Source organism: Faecalibacterium sp. Marseille-Q3530 (assembly GCF_017377625.1).
In the GTDB taxonomy this organism is placed as follows: domain Bacteria; phylum Bacillota; class Clostridia; order Oscillospirales; family Ruminococcaceae; genus Faecalibacterium; species Faecalibacterium prausnitzii_E.
Genome location: NZ_JAFREH010000007.1, coordinates 66,267 through 84,611, shown reverse-complemented (window position 1 = coordinate 84,611; position 18,345 = coordinate 66,267). Strand labels below are relative to the sequence as shown.

General features: G+C 61.0%; 17 protein-coding genes, 1 tRNA gene and 1 pseudogene. 7 read left to right on the top strand and 12 right to left on the bottom strand.

Annotation, left to right across the window (positions count from 1 at the left end):
• Nucleotides 1-7: 7 nt before the first annotated feature.
• From J3350_RS07740 to J3350_RS07720, 5 genes are all read right to left on the bottom strand, one after another.
• A complete protein-coding gene (locus J3350_RS07740; protein WP_242700187.1) occupies nt 8-682 on the bottom strand; it encodes a ZIP family metal transporter in 675 nt (224 codons plus the stop codon).
• A 151-nt stretch (nt 683-833) separates the two neighbouring features.
• The gene (locus J3350_RS07735; protein WP_207686231.1) at nt 834-1,001 is read right to left on the bottom strand and encodes a hypothetical protein; all 168 of its coding nucleotides are present in this window, start codon (nt 999-1,001) and stop codon (nt 834-836) included.
• A 294-nt stretch (nt 1,002-1,295) separates the two neighbouring features.
• The gene (locus tag J3350_RS14140; protein ID WP_370569284.1) at nt 1,296-1,661 is read right to left on the bottom strand and encodes a pentapeptide repeat-containing protein; all 366 of its coding nucleotides are present in this window, start codon (nt 1,659-1,661) and stop codon (nt 1,296-1,298) included.
• A 68-nt stretch (nt 1,662-1,729) separates the two neighbouring features.
• Complete coding sequence (locus J3350_RS07725; protein WP_207686230.1) at nt 1,730-2,302, bottom strand: chromate transporter; 573 nt, start codon at nt 2,300-2,302, stop codon at nt 1,730-1,732.
• Complete coding sequence (locus tag J3350_RS07720) at nt 2,299-2,862, bottom strand: chromate transporter (RefSeq protein ID WP_097793206.1); 564 nt, start codon at nt 2,860-2,862, stop codon at nt 2,299-2,301. The genes J3350_RS07725 and J3350_RS07720 overlap by 4 nt, the downstream gene beginning before the upstream one ends.
• 199 nt (nt 2,863-3,061) lie before the next feature.
• On the opposite strand from J3350_RS07720, the gene thiD reads away from it, so the two are divergent.
• Nucleotides 3,062-3,850: a bifunctional hydroxymethylpyrimidine kinase/phosphomethylpyrimidine kinase gene (gene thiD, locus J3350_RS07715; protein WP_207686229.1), complete on the top strand. Its 789-nt coding sequence runs from the start codon at nt 3,062-3,064 to the stop codon at nt 3,848-3,850.
• A 52-nt stretch (nt 3,851-3,902) separates the two neighbouring features.
• Here thiD and J3350_RS07710 read toward each other — a convergent pair whose 3' ends face one another.
• Nucleotides 3,903-4,859, bottom strand: a complete 957-nt coding sequence (locus J3350_RS07710) for a ketopantoate reductase family protein (RefSeq protein WP_207686228.1) — start codon at nt 4,857-4,859, stop codon at nt 3,903-3,905.
• 181 nt (nt 4,860-5,040) lie between these two features.
• Between J3350_RS07710 and J3350_RS13950 the strand changes: the two genes are divergently transcribed.
• Entirely contained in the window at nt 5,041-5,937 is an 897-nt protein-coding gene (locus J3350_RS13950; protein WP_242700186.1) for an MBL fold metallo-hydrolase, read from the top strand.
• A 545-nt stretch (nt 5,938-6,482) separates the two neighbouring features.
• Here the strand turns inward: J3350_RS13950 and J3350_RS13945 are convergent.
• The 5 genes and pseudogenes from J3350_RS13945 to J3350_RS07685 form a co-directional block, all read right to left on the bottom strand.
• A pseudogene (locus tag J3350_RS13945) lies at nt 6,483-7,358 on the bottom strand (ComEC/Rec2 family competence protein); the annotation flags it as partial.
• 627 nt (nt 7,359-7,985) lie between these two features.
• On the bottom strand, nt 7,986-8,525 hold the full coding sequence (locus J3350_RS07700; RefSeq protein WP_097793201.1) for a phosphoribosyltransferase family protein: 540 nt from the start codon (nt 8,523-8,525) through the stop codon (nt 7,986-7,988).
• Between the two features lie 40 nt (nt 8,526-8,565).
• A complete protein-coding gene (locus J3350_RS07695) occupies nt 8,566-8,898 on the bottom strand; it encodes a histidine triad nucleotide-binding protein (protein WP_207686226.1) in 333 nt (110 codons plus the stop codon).
• 85 nt (nt 8,899-8,983) lie between these two features.
• Nucleotides 8,984-11,644, bottom strand: a complete 2,661-nt coding sequence (gene alaS / locus J3350_RS07690) for an alanine--tRNA ligase (protein WP_097793199.1) — start codon at nt 11,642-11,644, stop codon at nt 8,984-8,986.
• A gap of 497 nt (nt 11,645-12,141) precedes the next feature.
• Entirely contained in the window at nt 12,142-12,873 is a 732-nt protein-coding gene (locus tag J3350_RS07685) for a hypothetical protein (protein WP_242700185.1), read from the bottom strand.
• Nucleotides 12,874-13,031: 158 nt separating this feature from the next.
• On the opposite strand from J3350_RS07685, the gene J3350_RS07680 reads away from it, so the two are divergent.
• Together J3350_RS07680 and J3350_RS07675 are read left to right on the top strand one after the other, a co-directional pair.
• On the top strand, nt 13,032-13,982 hold the full coding sequence (locus J3350_RS07680) for an RluA family pseudouridine synthase (protein ID WP_097793198.1): 951 nt from the start codon (nt 13,032-13,034) through the stop codon (nt 13,980-13,982).
• A gap of 24 nt (nt 13,983-14,006) precedes the next feature.
• Complete coding sequence (locus J3350_RS07675) at nt 14,007-14,915, top strand: restriction endonuclease (protein WP_207686225.1); 909 nt, start codon at nt 14,007-14,009, stop codon at nt 14,913-14,915.
• A 294-nt stretch (nt 14,916-15,209) separates the two neighbouring features.
• On the opposite strand, the gene J3350_RS07670 is transcribed toward J3350_RS07675, so the two are convergent.
• The gene (locus J3350_RS07670; protein ID WP_118552660.1) at nt 15,210-16,229 is read right to left on the bottom strand and encodes an alpha-hydroxy-acid oxidizing protein; all 1,020 of its coding nucleotides are present in this window, start codon (nt 16,227-16,229) and stop codon (nt 15,210-15,212) included.
• Nucleotides 16,230-16,493: 264 nt separating this feature from the next.
• On the opposite strand from J3350_RS07670, the gene J3350_RS07665 reads away from it, so the two are divergent.
• From J3350_RS07665 to J3350_RS07655, 3 genes are all read left to right on the top strand, one after another.
• A tRNA-Ser gene (locus J3350_RS07665) sits at nt 16,494-16,585 on the top strand.
• A gap of 186 nt (nt 16,586-16,771) precedes the next feature.
• Complete coding sequence (locus J3350_RS07660; RefSeq protein WP_207686224.1) at nt 16,772-17,455, top strand: gamma-glutamyl-gamma-aminobutyrate hydrolase family protein; 684 nt, start codon at nt 16,772-16,774, stop codon at nt 17,453-17,455.
• Between the two features lie 13 nt (nt 17,456-17,468).
• The gene (locus J3350_RS07655) at nt 17,469-18,305 is read left to right on the top strand and encodes a hypothetical protein (RefSeq protein WP_207686223.1); all 837 of its coding nucleotides are present in this window, start codon (nt 17,469-17,471) and stop codon (nt 18,303-18,305) included.
• The last annotated feature ends 40 nt before the right edge of the window (nt 18,306-18,345 follow it).

The window sequence follows — 18,345 nt, the reverse complement described above, 5'->3', positions numbered from 1 at the left end:
ATTGCACTCACAAGGCCACATCCAGCGCCATCATCAGCGCAAAGCCCAGCACCACGCTGATGACCCCGGCAGGCTCATCGGCCTCCACGGCTTCGGGGATCATCTCCTGCGCCGTCACGCAGACCATGCACCCGGCGGCAGCGCTCATCAGCCAGGGCAGAGCAGCCTGCACCCAGCCCGCCAGAGCCAGCGCCAGCAGCGCCCCCAACGGCTCCACCAGCCCAGAGGCCAGCCCGGCCCCGAACGCCCGCTTCCGGCTCTCCCCGTTTTGCAATAGCGGCAGGCTGACCGCCGCGCCCTCCGGAATGTTCTGCAGCCCGATGCCCAGCGCCAGAGCCAGCGCACCGCTCATGGCGTCCGCCTCCCCGGACAGCGCCAGCGCAGCCGCCAGACCCACCACCATGCCTTCCGGCAGGTTGTGCAGAGTCACAGCCAGCACCATCCGGCCGCAGTGCCCGGCCCCGGCACCTGTCAGCAGCGTCCCCGCCGCCTGTTCCAGCCGCAGCAGGCCCACTGCTCCGATGACCAGCCCCGCCGTGGGCGGGAGCCACGCAGGCAGCAGCCCCTCCTCTGCCCGCTGGATGGCCGGCAACAGCAGGCTCCACACACTGGCCGCCAGCATGATGCCCGCCGCCATGCCGCAGAGCATCCGCCGCGTCTTCGGCTCCTGCGTCGGCCGCATCAGAAAGACCCCGGCCCCCCCCCCCGTCGTGCAGCAGGCGGGCAGCAGCAGGCCCGCCGCCAACAAAAAAAAGATCCCGTTAAAACCGCATCCCCCCTTCCCGCCGTTCTATGCAGGAAAGAGGAATGTGGTGAACGGGATCGTCCCTGTTTCAGAAGGGATCGTCGTCTTCTGCGTCGGCATCGCCGCACGCTCCATCATCGTCCGAGGCGAACGCGCCGTCCGTATCTTCGCCGCCGAAATTGCGGTCGAACGCGGTCATATACTGTGCATAGCCCTCATCCCCTGTGCCAAAGGAACCAAAATCAAAGTCTTTCATCGCGGTGTCCTCCTGCTGTCGTTTTTTGTTCCGAACAGGCCTTTCCTGTTCGGTTTCCCATTATACACTTTTGCCATCCCATAAACCGGATATTCAAACTATGATTCTGCACCGTTGGCGCAGCGGCTTTTGTGCGCCCTTCTTTTGCCTGGTTTTGCAGATTTTGTGAAAATGACAGTCTGCTAAAAAAGCTTTGACTTTTGGGCAATATTTCTAACAAATGTGTGGATTTTCCTTTGCGAATGCAATCTTTGCCGAAAAGCCCTTGATTTTTTTGACAAACGGACTAGAATATCATTTTGCAGAACGATCCCGCCTGTGAGAGGTCGGCTGTGAATTTTTTAGATCGTAAGGAGATTTTGGAATATGAAACTCAAGAATGTTGCTGTTGTCGTTGCTGCTCTGGTTCTGGCTGTTGGTATGACTGCCTGCGGCGGCTCTTCTTCCACTGCCGCTTCTTCTACCGCAGAGTCTGCGGCTTCTTCCGTTGCTTCGGTCTCTGCTTCCTCTGAGGCAGCTTCCAGCGAAGCCGCATCCTCTGAAGCTGCATCTTCTGAGGCAGCTTCTTCTGAGGCAGCTTCCAGCGAGGCTGCTTCCTCTGTGGCTGCTTCTTCCACTGCCGCCTAAGTTCTGATTTTGTCCCGTTGCAAATAGCGGAATGCCGCCCTACAGGCTCTCACCTGTGGGGCGGCATTCTGTTTTTTTTACTGACACTTCTCCCGAATGGGTCAGACGCCCCAGAACAGGATGCCCAGCCCTGCCGCCAGAACGATCATTCCGATCGGCGAGGGGGCTTTTTTTATTACCTTTTTGTAGGCGAAGTGCACCGCCCACAAAAGGGCAAACACCGCCGCCGACCGAGCCGAAACGGAGACCCCGCTGCCCACGGTCGTGAAGCCCGCCAGCGTGGAGAGCGCCATGGTCAGGGCCGTGGCCAGGATCATCGCCACGACGCAGGGCCGCACCCCGGAGAGGAAGGCTTCCACCCCCGCATACTTCATCAGGTTTTGCAGCACTGCCGCGATGAGCAGAATGATGACGAACGAAGGCAGCACCACGCCCAGCGTAGCAAAAAACGCCCCCAGCAGCCCTCCTTGCGAGGAACCGATAAAGGTCGCCATGTTGACGGCCAGCGGGCCGGGGGTGGACTCCGACACTGCGATGAAGCTCAAAAACTCGCTCTCGGTCAGCCAGCCATGCGAAAGCACAGTCTCCCGCACCAGCGAGATCATCCCGTAGCCGCCGCCAAAGGAGAGCGCCCCGATCATGAGAAAGTTCAGGAACAGCTGCACATAGATCATCTTCCCGCACCCGCTTTCTTCACAAGATAGAGCAGCACCCCCGCTGCCCCGCTGAGCAGGATGTAGTAGATGGACGAAAACGACACCGCCGCCACCGAACAGCCCACCATGGCCGCGATGACTGCCGCCAGGATGCAGACGTTGAACGCATTCCGTTCCAGCTGGCGCAGCATCTTCAGCCCCGCCGAGAGGATGAGGTAGATGACGCAGACCTGGATGCCCCGGAACGCATGGGCCACCACCGTCAGGCTCAGAAAGCGGTCAAAAAACAGCGAGATGCAGTAGATGACCACAAAGGACGGGATGCAGACGGCCACTGTGGAAGCTGCCGCTCCGGCGGTGCCGTCGATCTTATAGCCGATGTAGGTGGCGCTGTTCACCGCCACGGGGCCGGGCGTTGACTCGGCGATGGCGACCATATCCAGAAATTCCTCTCTGGACACCCACTGTTTTTCCTCGACGAATTCGTGCTCCAGCAGGGCGACCATGGCATAGCCGCCGCCAAAGGTGAACGCGCCGATCTTCAGGAATGTCCAGAACAGGGTCGAAACTTTTTTCATTCCGGTTCCCTCCCAAAAACGAATCGTTTGTTTGTTCCATGTCTCCTTACTATATCGCCCTGCCGCCCGCCTGTCAAGAATCGCCCCGCCCGCAGAGATTGGATCTCCGTGCAGAAAGCGGCGCAGCTCTTCTCTTTCTCCGCGCGGCATGGTATACTGAACGCAGACACCCGATGTTACAGAAAAGAGGTCTTATTTTATGAAAACCGCATTGACCATTGCGGGCAGTGATTCCAGTGGCGGTGCCGGCATTCAGGCCGACATCAAGACCATGGCGGCCAACGGCGTCTTTGCCATGAGTGCCATCACGGCCCTGACCGCACAGAACACCACCGGTGTGGCCGGCATCTTTGAGACGACGCCGGAGTTTCTGGCCGCTCAGCTGGACGCCGTGTTCACCGACATCTACCCCGACGCCGTGAAGATCGGCATGGTGTCCTCGGCACCGCTCATCCGCACCATCGCCGAGCGGCTGCGCTTCTATGAGGCAAAACACATCGTGGTGGACCCGGTGATGGTGGCTACCTCCGGCTCCCGGCTGCTGCGGGACGACGCCATGCAGGCCCTCACGGAGCAGCTGCTCCCGCTGGCAGAGGTCGTCACGCCCAACATCCCGGAGGCCGAGATCCTTTCCGGCTTAGTCATCACCGACGCCGCCGGGATGGAGGCCGCCGCCCGGAAGATCAGCGAGCAGTACGGCTGTTCCGTCCTCTGCAAGGGCGGGCACAAGGTCAACGATGCCGACGACCTGCTCTGGCGGAACGGCAGCGGAAAGTGGTTCCGTGGGGAGCGCATCCATAATCCTAACACCCACGGCACCGGCTGCACCCTGTCCAGCGCCATCGCCTCCAATCTGGCCAAAGGCTATGACCTGGACTCCTCAGTCGAGCGGGCCAAGGAATACATTTCCGGCTGTCTGTCCGCTATGCTGGACCTCGGCAAAGGTTCCGGCCCCATGAACCACATGCACAAACTCTTCCTCGATTAAGCAGCACGAAGCCCCCGTCTCTGCACCGCAGGGATGGGGGCTTCGGTCTGCGTTATTTTGCCCAGGTAACCGCCTCGTTGCCGGTATAGTCGAACCGGCCGTCGTTCTTTTCTTCCAGCGCCTTGATCATGTGGTAGGTGTATTCGTTGTAAGGCGTCGGGATGCCCAGCTCTGCGCCCATCCGCATCAGGGCACCGGAGAACATGTCGATCTCGGTGTGGCGTCCGGCATCCAGATCCTGCAATGTGGAGTAGCGGGCCGTGGGCGGCACAGCACTGCCCCGCCCGGCGGCGGCATCGGCGATGCGCAGGTCGATGCCTTTGGCCGCTGCAACGGCCTCCAGCTCCCGGCGCAAACCGTCGCTGATGGCCTGCATGTGTACGCTGTCCCGGTAGCAGCCCACGCCCGCGCCCAGGATGGCCTGGGGCAGGTTGTTGCAGACGTTCAGGCGGAACTTGGCCCACATCTCTTCCCGGATGTGCTCCGTGACCCGGTAATGGATGCCGCTCCCCTCGAACAGTTCCACGATGGCCTGCACCCGTTCGCTCTGGAACGGCGCCTCCTGCTCGCCGAAGATGATGCCCAGCGTGGCGTCCGGGTCAAAGTGGAAACCGTCGGCCTCCTTATGAGACGCCACCTTGATGAGCGAGCGGATGACATGCGCATCCCCCACCTCAGCAGCGATGCGCTCCTCGCTGTCCACGCCGTTCATCAGGCTCATGACCACCGTGTGCTCTCCCACAGCCTTCCGGATGCTGTCCATTGCGCCGGGCAGCGCACCGTATTTCAGGCAGACCACGAGAAAGTCCACCCCGTGGGCCTCCTCCGGTGCCCAGACCTCCGGGCGGTAGGTCCTGCCGTTGATGCCAATGCCGTTTGCCCTCAGCCGCGCGGCGCGTTCTCCCTCGGCCAGCACCCCCAGCCGGATGCCCGGCTTGCCCGCCAGACCCCAGATCACATACGAACCCACGGCACCGGCTCCCAGCACCGCCACAGTTTGCATCTTCATTCTTCGTTCCCCCTCGTTTTGTATTGCGCTTTCATTCTAGCACGAAGCCGCGCCTCTTTGCAAGATGCTGCCCTGCCGGATGTTCTTTTTGGGGCGGGCCTGCTCTGTTTTCCTTGCAAAGTGCCGTCCGCTCCTCTATAATGAAATCTCAAGCTGTCGATTTCAAAAAAGGAGAAGTACCATGGAACATTGGCACCGCAGCGGGCAGGCCCTGCTCAACGAAATTTCATCCACCCGGCTCCCCGCCAGCCAGCTAGCCGTCTGGGCTATCGGCCAGTGCGGGTTCATTTTCAAGTACGAGGACACCGTCGTCTGCATCGACCCGGTGCTCAGCGACCTGACCGGCCCCAGCGGCTCCCGCCGCTGCTACCCGGCCCCCTTTGCACCGGAGGCACTGCGGGCAGACCTCGTGCTCTGCACCCACGGCCACGCCGACCACATGGCAAAAGATACCCTGCGCGGGCTGGCCCGGCATCCCGCCGCCCGGTTCGTTCTGCCCGCCGGGTGCTCTGCCCTCGCCGCCGAATACGGCATCCCGGCAGACCGCATCACAACGGTGCAGGAAGGTTCCATCCTGCCGCTGGGCGGAGTCACCGTCCGGGCCTTTTCCGCCGCCCACCCGGAGCACATTCTGGATGCGGGCGACCCCGGCATGGCGCTGGGGTATCAGCTTACCTTCGGCGGCTTTACGGTCGTGCACCTGGGCGACACCTACCTGACGCCCCATCTGTACGAAACGCTGCAGGCGCTCCCCCGCCCCGACCTGCTGCTGGCCCCCATCAACGGGCAGGACTTCTTCCGCACCCAGCGCAACTGCATCGGCAATCTGGAAGCCGAGGAGGCCGCTCAGCTGGCCGTCCGGCTGGGCGCAGCCTGCACCATTCCCACCCATTACGATATGGTGCGGGGCAACACCGTGGACCCGCTGCGGTTCGCTGCGGCCCTGCGTCAGCTGGACCCCGCCGCCTGTTTCGCCCTGCCTGCGCTGGGCGAGCGGCTGCTCTTCCAGGCCGATGCAGGTCGGAAGGACAGCAGCGTTTTCTCCTGCCCGCCGCCGTCCTCGTCCATCCAGCGGTAGTCTGTGCTGCGGGTGAGAAGGCCCTGATAGCGCACACCGTCCGGTCTGGCCATCGACGCCAGCAGCCAGTCCACCTCCAGCGGCTGGGCAAACCGCACCGTGCCGCTCAGGGTCACAAACGACTGCCCCTCGATGGTGAACCGCACTGCACAGCCGGTCTGTGTGCGCAGGACTTCCAGCGACGCCGTGTCGGTCCGGAGCGTTTGGGTCGTATTCGCGGCCAGCCGGGCTGCCCGGACGATCTGCTCTGCACGGAGAGTGCAAGGCTCCTGCGGGTCCATCCGCAGGTCGATGAGCGCTTCCACCGTCCGGATGCTCCGGCGTTCCAGCGCCGTCTCCACGGCCCTCCGGGTGGTCTGCCCACCCCGGTAGAGCACGACGGCCCGGTCGTTCTGCGAGAGGATGACCGCCGGAGCCATTTTACTGCCCACCAGTTCCACGCGGACCACGTCCCGGCTGAAGGCGTTTCCGGCCCCGATGGCCAGCGCCGCTGTGAGCAGCACAGCGGGCACCGCCGCCCGCAGCCGGATGTTCCAGTGCCAGGCCAGCCCCAGCAGCGCAGCCAGCAGCAGGCAGACGAGCGCCGCGTAGGCCGTATCAAAATAGATCTGCGCACCCGGCCAGCCGGACACCCACAGGGCCCAGCGGTCGAGCAGGTCCACCAGAACTTCTGCCCCGAACGCCGTGGCCCGGTGCAGCGGCTCCAGCGCCGGGGCCAGCCCGGTGAGTGCTGCCGCCAGCCCCAGCAAGAGGATCGGTTCGACCAGCCAGAGCACGGCCACGCTGGAGACCAGCGCATACAAGCTGGTGCTCAGGCCCCGCAGCACCAGCACCGGAAAGGTCGCCATGCAGGCACAGCCGGAGACGCAGAGCGTCTCCCACACCGCTGCCCCCTGCTGCCGCAGACCGTTTGCAAGGACTCCGCCGCGTTTGCCGGCGGTTTTTTTGTTGCGGCGGCGTTTTTCTTCCCCCCGCCCTGCCCCGCGGCGGGCCAGTGCGGCACCCGCCAGCGTCCCCAGCACCGCCGCATAGGAAAGCTCAAACCCGATGTCGCAGACTGCGTAGCTGTTGCCTGCGGTCATCAGCACACCCGCTACGCCGAGGGAGGTCAGCGCATCCGCCGGGCCGTAGACCCAGACGCCCAGCGCGCTGATCCACACGGCCGCCCCGGCCCGGAGGACGGACGGCGTGAAGCCGGTCACTCCCACCAGCAGCACCGCCATCCCGGCCCGAAGCAGAGCATTCCGGAGGCAGCTGGCGTAGCTGCGCAATTTTCTGCGTTTCAGTCGGAACCGGGCCAGCACACTTCCGCAGAGGATGGAGACGTGCATCCCGCTGACGACCAGCACATGGGAAAGCCCGGCCCCGCGGTACGCATTCCGGAGGCGGGTGGAGAGATGGGTGCGGTCACCCGTGACCATTGCAGCCAGAACACCCGCCGGGCCCTCCGCCATGCCGCGCCGCAGCGCAGCGCTCAACCGGCTTTGCAGGCGGGCCGTCCGGGCGCGGAACGAGCGGCTCTCTCCCAGACGTTCCAGCTTCGCGCCCCCGGCAAGTTCTGCATTCAATGCAATGCCGTCGGCATAGGCGGAACGCTGTTCTCCTTCCGGCAGTGCTTCCAGCGCAAAGGTCCCGCGCACCCGCTCCCCGGCGCTGCATCTCGGCAGGGCGGCGCATTCCACGCGGAAGTCCGCTGCTTCGCCGTCCACCGTTTCCACACGGAGAACGGCATCCACGACGCCCGGATAAAAGGAGGTGCGGACCTGCTCCACCTCGGCGGTCAGCGTGACAGAGGTGCCGTCATAGGCGGCCTGCAGAGCGTTCAGCCGGGCGTGGGTGCGCAGCACCGCCCCCAGGCCCAGCACGGCCCCTGCCAGCAGCAGAATGCCGCCCAGTTTCAGGGACTTTCGGCCCAGCACAGCGGCAAGGAGCCCGCAAACAAAAATTGCCGCAAGCAGCGGCAAAAGCCATGCTTGCGGCAAAAAGGCGCACACCAACTCCACCCCCAGCGCACCGGCGCAAAAGAGGCAGAGCGGGCGTCTCATGATTTAGTGCAGGAAGAGGGGCAGCGGCTCCAGGAAGATGATATCCTTGCGCTCCGCTGCATCACCCTCGGCCAGAACAGCAGCCTGACCCACGATGGTGCATTTGGTCTGCTCGGCCAGCGCATCCAGCGCCTTCAGCGAACCGCCGGTGGAGATGACATCATCCACGACCAGCACCCGCTTGCCGTTCATCTTGTCCAGCTCCTTGCGGTCGATGACGAGCTTCTGCTTGCCCGCAGTGGTGATGGACTGGTCCTCGACGACGACCGGCTCCTTCATATAGAGCTTGATGCCCTTGCGTGCGCAGACGTAGGGCTTGCCGCTCTGGCGGCTCATCTCGTGGGCCAGCGGGATGCCCTTGGCCTCGGCAGTGAGCAGGATGTCAAACTCCGGGCACTTCTTCAGCAGCTCGGCGGCAGCGGCCACGGTCAGCTCGGTGTCGCCCAGCATGATGAAAGCAGCGATGTCCATGTGGTCATTGACTTTGCAGATGGTCAGTTCACGGGTCAGGCCCGCGACGTTCAGCGTATAGGTTTCAGCCATAACAATTCCCCTTCTCTTTGTAGTTCCGTTTGGTTTTGGCTCAGATGGGCAGTTTTTCGCCGCCCAGCACATGGAAGTGCAGGTGCTTCACGGTCTGACCGGCATCCTCGCCGACATTGGAGATGACGCGGTAGCCGTTGTCGAGGCCCTGCTCCTTGGCGAGCTTTGCGATGACGGCAAAGATGTGGCCCAGCAGGGCACCATCTTCTTCGGTCAGCGCAGCGGCGGAAACGATGTGCTTTTTGGGCACGACCAGGAAATGCACCTTCGCCTGCGGGTTGATGTCGTAAAAAGCAACGACCTGATCGTCCTCGTACAGCTTTTTCGAGGGGATCTTGCCCTCAGCGATCATGCAAAACAGACAATCTTCCATGGGAATTGCTCCTTTCGGATCTTTTTTATTCCTCTGCACAGCACCTCTTTTCAGGGGCGCTGATTGAGAGGTTATTTTTTGATGTTCAGCCCAGCTGCTTCTCAACGATGCCCTTGACGGCTGCCAGAGCTTCGTCGATCTTGTTCTCGTCCTTCAGACCGGCCATTGCAAAATCGGGCTTGCCGCCGCCCTTGCCTCCGGCGATGGCGCTGATCTCCTTGACCAGAACGCCCGCCTTCAGGCCCTTTTCCTGTGCCATCTTGTTGACGGTGACGGCCATGGTGATCTTATCCTCGGCTTTGCCGACCAGAACGGCCACCACAGGGTTGACGGCCTTGTCGCGGACGGAATCGCACATGCCGCGCAGGGTGTCGCCGGAGGTGCCGGTGAAGTAAGCGGAAGCGATCTTCACGCCGCCCACTTCCTCTGCGTCGTCGAACAGGCTGGTGACCTTGGAGGCAGCGATCTTCGCCTTCATATCGTCCAGCTCCTTGCTCATGGCCTTGTTCTCGGCCATGACAGCCTCGGCGCGGGCAGGCAGACCGGCCACATTGTTGGCCTTGAGGGCAGCCGCCACGGTGTGCAGCATCGTTTCCTGCTTGTTGGCGCGCAGCAGCAGGTTCTTGCCGGTCACGGCCTCGATGCGGCGGATACCGGCAGCCACAGAGGACTCGCTGACAATCTTGAAGCAGCCGATCTGAGCAGTGTTCCGGACATGGGTGCCGCCGCAGAACTCGGTGGACCAGCCCTCGATATCGACGACGCGCACGACCTTGCCGTACTTCTCGCCGAACAGAGCCATTGCGCCCAGCTTCTTTGCCTCGTCGATGGGCATCTCCTTCACGGTGACATCCATGGCGTCAAAGATGCGGTCGTTGACGATCTTCTCCACGCGGGCCAGCTCGTCTGCGGTGACTGCGCTGAAGTGGGTGAAGTCGAAGTGGGTGATCTCGCCGTCCTGATAAGAACCAGCCTGGTGCACGTGGTCGCCCAGCACTTCGCGCAGAGCAGCCTGCAGCAGGTGGGTAGCCGTGTGGTTGCGGCAGACAGCCATGCGGTATTCCTTATCGACCTTGGCGGTCAGATGGTCGCCGACCTTGACGATGCCGCTCTCCAGCACACAGGTGTGGACGTAGTAGCCCTTGGGGGTCTTCTTGACGTCCAGCACACGCAGGGAGCAGTCTGCACTGGTCAGCACACCGTGGTCGGCCACCTGGCCGCCCATCTCGGCGTAGAACGGGGTCTTGTCCAGCACGACCAGAACGTCTTCCTTGGCCTGCTCATCGGTGGCGATGGCATCGGTCAGGGTCTCCTCGTCGCTCAGGGCGACCACGACGCCGGTGTCGTTCAGGGTCTCGTAGCCAGTGAAGACGGTCGGCTCCGTGTTCAGGCTGCCGAACAGGTCCTCGCTCCAGCCGGAGATGTTTTTCTTCAGACGCTCGGCGCGGGCGCGCTCCTTCTGCTTCTTCATCTCCGTGTGGAAGCCTTCTTCGTCGATGTCGATGCCCTGCTCCGCTGCGATCTCCTTGGTCAGGTCGAGGGGGAAGCCGAAGGTATCGTTCAGCTTGAAGACGTCCAGACCCTTCAGCAGATGCTCGTGGGCCTTTTCCAGGCCGTCGATCATGTTGTTCAGGATGGTCATACCGGCGTCGATGGTGCGGGCAAAGTTTGCCTCCTCGGTGCCGATGACCTTCTTGATATAGGCGTCGTGCTCACGCAGTTCGGGGTAAGCAGACTCGCTGGACTGGATGACGGTCTCGACCAGCTCCACCAGGAAGGGGCGGCAGATGCCCAGCATCCGGCCATGGCGGGCGGCACGGCGCAGCAGACGGCGCAGCACGTAGCCGCGGCCCTCGTTGGAGGGCAGGATGCCGTCGGACACCATGAAGGTGCAGCTGCGGATGTGGTCGGTGATGACGCGGATGGAGATGTCGTCCTTTGCATTGGCACCGTAGGTCTTGCCCGCGATGTGCTCCACATGGTGCAGCACACTCTGGACGGTATCGACCTCGAACAGGTTGCCGACGCCCTGCATCACGCAGGCCAGACGCTCCAGGCCCATGCCGGTATCAATGTTGGGCCGTGCCAGGCGCTCGTAGTGGCCCTTGCCGTCGGCATCGAACTGGCTGAACACCAGGTTCCAGATCTCCATATAGCGGTCGCAGTCGCAGCCCACGCCGCAGGTCGGCTTGCCGCAGCCGTACTCCGGGCCGCGGTCGAAGTAGATCTCCGAGCAGGGGCCGCACGGGCCGGAGCCATGCTCCCAGAAGTTGTCTTCCTTGCCCAGACGGACCATGTGGTCGGGGGCGATGCCCACCTTCTTGGTCCAGATGTCGTAAGCCTCATCGTCCTCTTCGTAGACGGAGATGTGGAGCTTATCCTTGGGGATGGCCATCCACTCGTCGCTGGTCAGGAACTCCCATGCCCAGGGGATGACCTCTTCCTTGAAGTAATCCTGGAAGGAGAAGTTGCCCAGCATCTCGAAGAAGGTACCGTGGCGGGCGGTGATGCCGACACGCTCGATATCCGGGGTGCGGATGCACTTCTGGCAGGTGGTCACGCGGTGGCGGGGCGGCTCCTCCTGTGCGAGGAACCACTTCTTCATCGGGGCCATGCCGCTGTTGATGAGCAGCAGGCTGGGGTCATCTTTCGGGACAAGCGGGAAGCTGTCGAGGCGCAGGTGGCCCTTGCCTTCAAAGAAGCTCAGGTACTTTTCGCGCAGTTCGTTCAAACCGGTCCATTGCATAACTGTATCTCTCCTCGTGGTTTTTCCGGCGTCCTCCTCCGGACGCAGTATTTTTATGACAGGCGAAAACAAAAACAGCCTCCGCCCCAACAAAGGGACGAAGGCTGTGTGAAAGCTCCGTGGTACCACCCAAATTGCAGGAAACCCTGTCCCCTGCCGCTTTGTGCGCGGTAACGCTGCGCTGCGTCCGGCTTCTTTCGCCGGAAGCTCCGGGGCGGCTTGAAAAACCCTCTGCCGGAACGCCTTGCAGCCCGAAGCGGGCGTTCTCTCTGGGCGGCATCGTCTGTTTTTCTGACCCCATCGTTGCCATCTGTCATAATCTGTTTTTCCACACAAACGGGCAAATCTCCCCTTTGCGCTCAATTCAGATTATAGCATGGTTGCGGCATTTGTCAAGCCCCTCTCAGGCGCTTTCGCGCCAGCTCTCCCAAAGGGAGAGTCCTTGGCAGGTCGGGCAGGCTGTACGCAACCCGGAGCATGCCGGGCTTCGCGTTCCCTTACGGCACCCAGATGCGGTGCACTTCCACGATTTTGCCCTCCTGTACTACAAGGGTCGTATTGTACACCGTCCAGTTGTCCGGGTCTGCATTGATTGCAGCCGCCACAGCCTGCGCACCGGTCGTCTCCACCGCGTCGGCCTGCGGGTCAGCGGAGCTGTCTTTCAGCACCACATCGTCTGCCAGACTCAGTTCTGTTTCACCGACTTCATAGTAAACCGGATAGTCATCAAATGTTATGGTACGGTAATACTCCGAACCATCCATTAAAATCAGGTCCAGACCACCCTCCTGTTCGATTCCACCGTTGATCGTTACAGTATGATACGAATCGTTCTTCTCGATGCTGGTCACTTCCACTTCGGCATACTGATTTCCCGTCATATATTCTACGTGGAGCCGAATTTTATCGCCTACTTTCAGCGCATCAATGTCGGCTTTCTCGTAGGCATCATAGCTGTAGATTCGGGCTGTGACGGTTCCGTCCTTGACCTCAGAAGCAATATCCGCCGAAACGAATGTGATCGTGTCCGGTGTTTTCGTCACGTCTTCTATGGTAAAACTGCCGACAGGTTCCACAACGCCTTCTTCCTGCACACGGGACGAAGCGGGCACAGCACTGTTCGAAGCCGCCGGGCTGCTGGCCGTAGAAGCGGACGCCCCGCAGCCTGCCAGCCCTACGCCGACAGCCAGAGCCGCAGCAAGCATCCATACTTTATAATAGCATCTCATACGAACCCCTTCTTTCTGTGCATCCGATGATACACGCTTTTCACAAAAAAGCAACCCGGAATTTTTCCGTTCCGCTCGCTTGACGGAACGGCCCGGTTCCGCTACAATAAAAACGATTCAAAGACGCATTCTATTTCAAGATAGAGAGGAAAATTTCCGTGAAGATCGTAAAAGTAAAATGTCTTGCCCCCACCCGGCTCGACAATTATCTGATGCAGCAGTTCCCGGCGCTGAATCCGGGCCGCCTGAACAAAGCCCTGCGCGAGAACAAGATCAAGCTGAACGGCAAAAAGCAGCCGCTTTCCACCCGCGTGATGGCAGGCGACGAGATCAAGCTGTTCATTCTGGACGAGGTGTTGGACGCTGACAAGCGGGTGGAAGGCCCAGCCTGGAAGAACGCCCGCGGTCCGGCGCAGGTCATCTACGACTGCCCGCAGATCCTGGTGGTGAACAAGCCCGCCGGTCTGGCCGTGGACGGCCCGGAGGACGACACCCTGCTCAACCGCGCGCTGCTCTACCTCAACCAGCAGGGCGAGTATAAGGAGAACGACCTCTACACCCCCGCCCTCTGCCACCGGCTGGATACCGGCACCAGCGGTCTGGTCATCCTCGCAAAGACGCCGGAGGCGGAGCAGCTGTTTCTGGAGGTCATCAAGAACCGCGAAGTCAAAAAGACCTATCTCTGCGTCACCTTCGGCCGCCCCGTGCCGCCGGACGGCACCCTCGGCGGCTACCTGCTCAAGGACGCCGACCGCGGCATCGTCAAGATCGTGGAGGACAAGCAGCCCGGTGCCAAGGATGTGGAGACCCAGTATGAGACCATCGCCGTCTCCGGCCGTCTGGCCCTGCTCAAGGTCCGGCTCATCACCGGCCGCACCCACCAGATCCGCGCCCACATGGCCAGCATCGGCTGCCCCATCCTCGGCGACAGCAAGTACGGCAACAATTCCGCCAACCGCGAACTGAAGCTGAAGTATCAGGCCCTCTGCGCCTGGGAGCTTGCCCTTCCCCGCTTCACCCAGCCCGACTTCGCCGACCTTTCCGGCAAAGTCTTCCGCGCCCCGAAACCGTGGTATTATCAGCAGGTGCTGGATGGGACGCTGAAATAAGTTGTTCCAAACTGGAGGTTGAATATGGCACTCCCAAAGTATGATGAATTTTACCGTCTCGTATTGAATGCCTTACAGGATGGTAAGTCACATTCCATGAAAGAAGTCCGAAATTCGATTGCGCAGACACTTCATTTAACAGAGCAAGACCTGAGTGAAACCCTCTCGAATGGTTCTTCCGTATATGCTGGACGTGTTGGTTGGGCCAAAACATATCTCAAAAAAGCTGAAATGATTGATTCTCCTCAACGGGGATATATCACAATCACTCCTGCTGGTCAGTCTCTTCTTGCCAGTAATGAACCTATCACAAATGCACTTCTTGCCAAACTGTCATCCGCCTTTCTTGATTTTTACCGTCCGCAAAGCGGAAACAGCACATCCACTCAATCAGATTCAGGAAACACGCAGATTTCTACACCGGAAACTCCACAGGAAACTTTTGAACGTGTTTATAATCTCATCAACGAACAATTAGCCGATGAACTGTTAAACGATGTATTAAATCAGTCCCCTGTTTTCTTTGAACACCTTGTGGTCGATTTGATGAAGGCTATGGGATATGGCGATGGACTCGTCACCAAATACAGCGGCGACGACGGCATTGACGGCATCATTCACGAAGACAAACTTGGCTTCAACCTTATTTACATTCAGGCTAAACGTTGGAAACCTGATATTACCATTACAAAGCCAGAACTTCAGAAATTTGCTGGCGCTATGATGGGCCCGCCGAAAGTGGAAAAGGGACTTTTCATTACAACGGCCAAATTCTCACCGAAAGCAAAGGAATACGCTACTGCTCAGCATATCATTCTGGTAGACGGAAAAAAGTTGACGGAACTGATGATAGAATACGGCGTTGGCGTGTCCACTCAGAAAGCATACCTTATCAAGCGAATCGACAGCGACTACTTCTCCGACGATAACTGATCTGCGGCAGCGCCGCAAATCAACAAACCCCTGAAAAATCGGAACGAGATCTTCACGCCGCAGGCGGGAATCTCCCGATTTTCAGGGGTTTGTCTACTTCTTTGGGGTTCCAAGGGGCGAGCAGCCCCTTGGCCGTGCCTCCCGTCCTTGCCGCGCTAAACACGCGGCATTTGCTTCGCAAACCGGACGTCGGCTTAAAAGCCCCGCAGGGGCTTTCATGGCTTCGCCACCGCCGAGCCTCTCAGCGCGGCTTTTCTGGTACTCTTTTGGCGCGCAAAAGAGTACCTATCACCTTTAGATGCGCACCATCTCGCGGGTGATCTCGCTGATGGAGTGTGCCCCGCACATCTGCATCGTATCAGCCAGTTCCCCGGCGATCTTGTCGATGTAGCACTTGACGCCCTCTTCGCCGCCGCCGTAGACCGCCGTGACGAAGGGACGGCAGATGAGCACACCGTCCGCGCCCAGAGCCAGTGCCTTGAAGACGTCCACGCCGGAGCGGATGCCGCCATCGACCAGAACTTTCACGCCGCTGCCCTTGAGGGCGTCTGCGATCTCCGGCAGGACTTCTGCCGTTGCCGGGCACTGGTCCAGCACACGGCCGCCGTGGTTGGAAACGACGATGGCCGCCGCTCCGGCTTCCTTCGCCTTGAGCGCACCCTTGACGGTCATGACGCCCTTGACGATGAAGGGACGGCCTGCCAGTGCAACGATCTCCTTCAGCTCGGCCACGCTCTTGCTGCCCGCCGGAGGAGTCATGTTCTTCAGGAAGGGCAGACCGGCAGCATCCACATCCATGGCAACGGCAAAGCAGCCGCTGGCCTTGGCCTGGTCCATCTTGGCCTTGACCGTGTCGATGTTCCAGGGCTTGATGGTGGGCACACCGCAGCCACCTGCCGCGCCGATGGCCTGCGTCGCCATGGTCATGACGTCGGGGTTGGTGCCGTCGCCGGTAAAGGCGGCGATGCCGTTCTCCGCGCAGGCGCGGACCAGCACATCGTTATAGGTCATGTCGGTGTAGGCGTCCGAGTAGTGGAGGTTCACCGCGCCGACCGGGCCTGCGAAGAAGGGCAGGCGGAAGCTCTTGCCGAACAGCTCCACATGGGTGTCGGGGGTGCCGTTCTCGCACAGGGTGTCCATGTTGACCCGGATGTCGGCCCACTTATTATAATTGCGGATGGCCGTGTCACCCACGCCCTTGGCACCGGGGCCGGGGATCTGGTTTTTGCAGGCCACGCCGTTGCACACCGGGCAGGCCTTGCAATACTTGCCGATGTTCTGCCGGGCATTGCTCAAAACGTCTGAATAATTCATTGCGATCGTCCTCCTATTTACATTCCAATCCCTGCGGAATTTCCCATTCCGCGCACTCTCTGCCCTCATCATAGTCCCGTTTGGGGCTTGCGTCAAGAGGATTTATCGGGCAGCGGCATTTCCTTCAGAATTTCTTCTTCGAGCCTGTGTCATTTTTTGATTTTCTGAAATTTTTTCAAAAAAATCCTTGACAAAAGTGCTTCTTTCAGGTATTATAGTGGAGCGCTGAGGGCCATGGCCCGAAACGCTGAAAACCGAAGATGTGGAAAGATGGCTGAGTTGGTCTAAGGCGCACGACTGGAAATCGTGTAACGTGTCAAAAGCGTTCTGGGGTTCGAATCCCCATCTTTCCGCCAAAATGCCCGGAACCGATGGTTCCGGGTTTTTGTTTTATCGGCCAGCGGGCCTGCCCTCTTCGTCCGCTTCGCAGACAGTTCTCCCAAAGGGAGAGCCCTGGCAGACCGGGCAATTCCCCGCTTTTTACAAAGGCAGCCGGACTCCGCGTTCGCGGGCAGCGGCTGCAAACAATGAGGCAGTTGAATATGCGTGTTGTGATCGCCATGCCGCGGATGAGCACCGACCCGGAGCCGACCGTGGCACAATCCAAATACATTGAAAGTCTGGCCCGCGCCGGAGCCGGGATGCGCTGGGTCGAGCTGAGCGACCCCGAACAGGCAGTGCAGGACGCCCTGACCTGCGACGGCCTGCTGCTGCCCGGCGGCGGCGACATGGACCCGAAGTTCTACGGGCAGGCGCGCATCCCCGCCTGCGGCGAGCCGAATCTTCTCCGCGATGCAGCCGAGCCGCTGCTGCTGCGCGCCTTTCTGGCCGCAGACAAACCGGTGCTGGGCATCTGCCGGGGCATCCAGGTCATGAATGCCGTGCTGGGCGGCGACCTGTATCAGGACATCAAGCCCTTCGAACATCTGCCGCACAACGGCCACTGGGCCAAAGTCCACACCGTCACCGTCCGCCGGGGCACCCTGCTTTCCCGCATTTTGGGGCAGGACACCGTGCTCGTTAACAGCCAGCACCATCAGGCCGTGGACCGGGTCGCCCCCGGCTTCACCCTCGCCGCGCTGAGCGAGGACGGCATCGTGGAGGCCATCGAAAAGCCGGACGCAAGGTTCTGCCTCGGCGTCCAATGGCACCCGGAGTGGCTCAGCGATGCAGACCCCGCCATGCAGGGCCTGTTCGATGCGTTCGTGAACGCCTGCTCGAAATAAAGGAGGTTTTTCCATGACTGCTCCCAAAAGCAACAAGCGGGGCCGTGCCGCCCTCGTGGTAGTTCTCTGCCTGCTGGCGCTCTGCCTGGTGGCGGGCGGCACGGTGTACGGCCTGCTGTCCCGCAAAGTCAAGGCCATTCAGGCCGGGGCGGACTTCGACTTCCGCTACACCGTCACCTCCACAGCCTCCCGGACGCCTGCGCTGTACGGGGTGCTGGAACAGGTCGGGGCCACGCAGGGCACTGTCTCCGGCCAGTATGCGCCCGGCAGATTTCAGTTCACGCTGACCTCCCAGAAGAACAGTTCCGCCTTCACGCGGGTGTACATCGACGCGAACGAGACGCTGTACGACGCCGGGCAGCTCTACACCTACCTGCGCGGAGAGATCGTGGCTGCGGCCCCGCTGGCCGGGCTGGTGCTGCCCAACTGGTCCATGGGCAGCTACATCTCCCAGACCCAGCTGGCTTCCCTGCTGGGCGTGGAGCTTTCCGCCGTGGAGATGCAGGACATGACGAACCTGACGCTGGGGCTTGGGGCCCTGCAAAAGGTCACACCCGCCGGGGCGCTGGACGGCTACACCTACTACCAGCTGCCCGCCGGGGAGACCGACCTCACCTGCATCGTCGGCCTGCCGCTGAAGGAATTGTTCTCCGGCACGACGCCGCTCCACATCCTGCTGACCATCCCCGAACACGAAGTGCGCATCTCGCTCAGCGGCACCGTCACCGCCGCTGAGACTGCCGTGGTGGCCCCCACCTCCCGGATGAGCGACGCCGATGTGGATAACTTCGTCCAGCTCCGTCAGGCACTGGAGAAATTTGCAGAAGTGCTTCAGAAAGCCGCCTCTTAAACAGCAAGAGCTGCTGCACCCGTCGTGCAGCAGCTCTTGC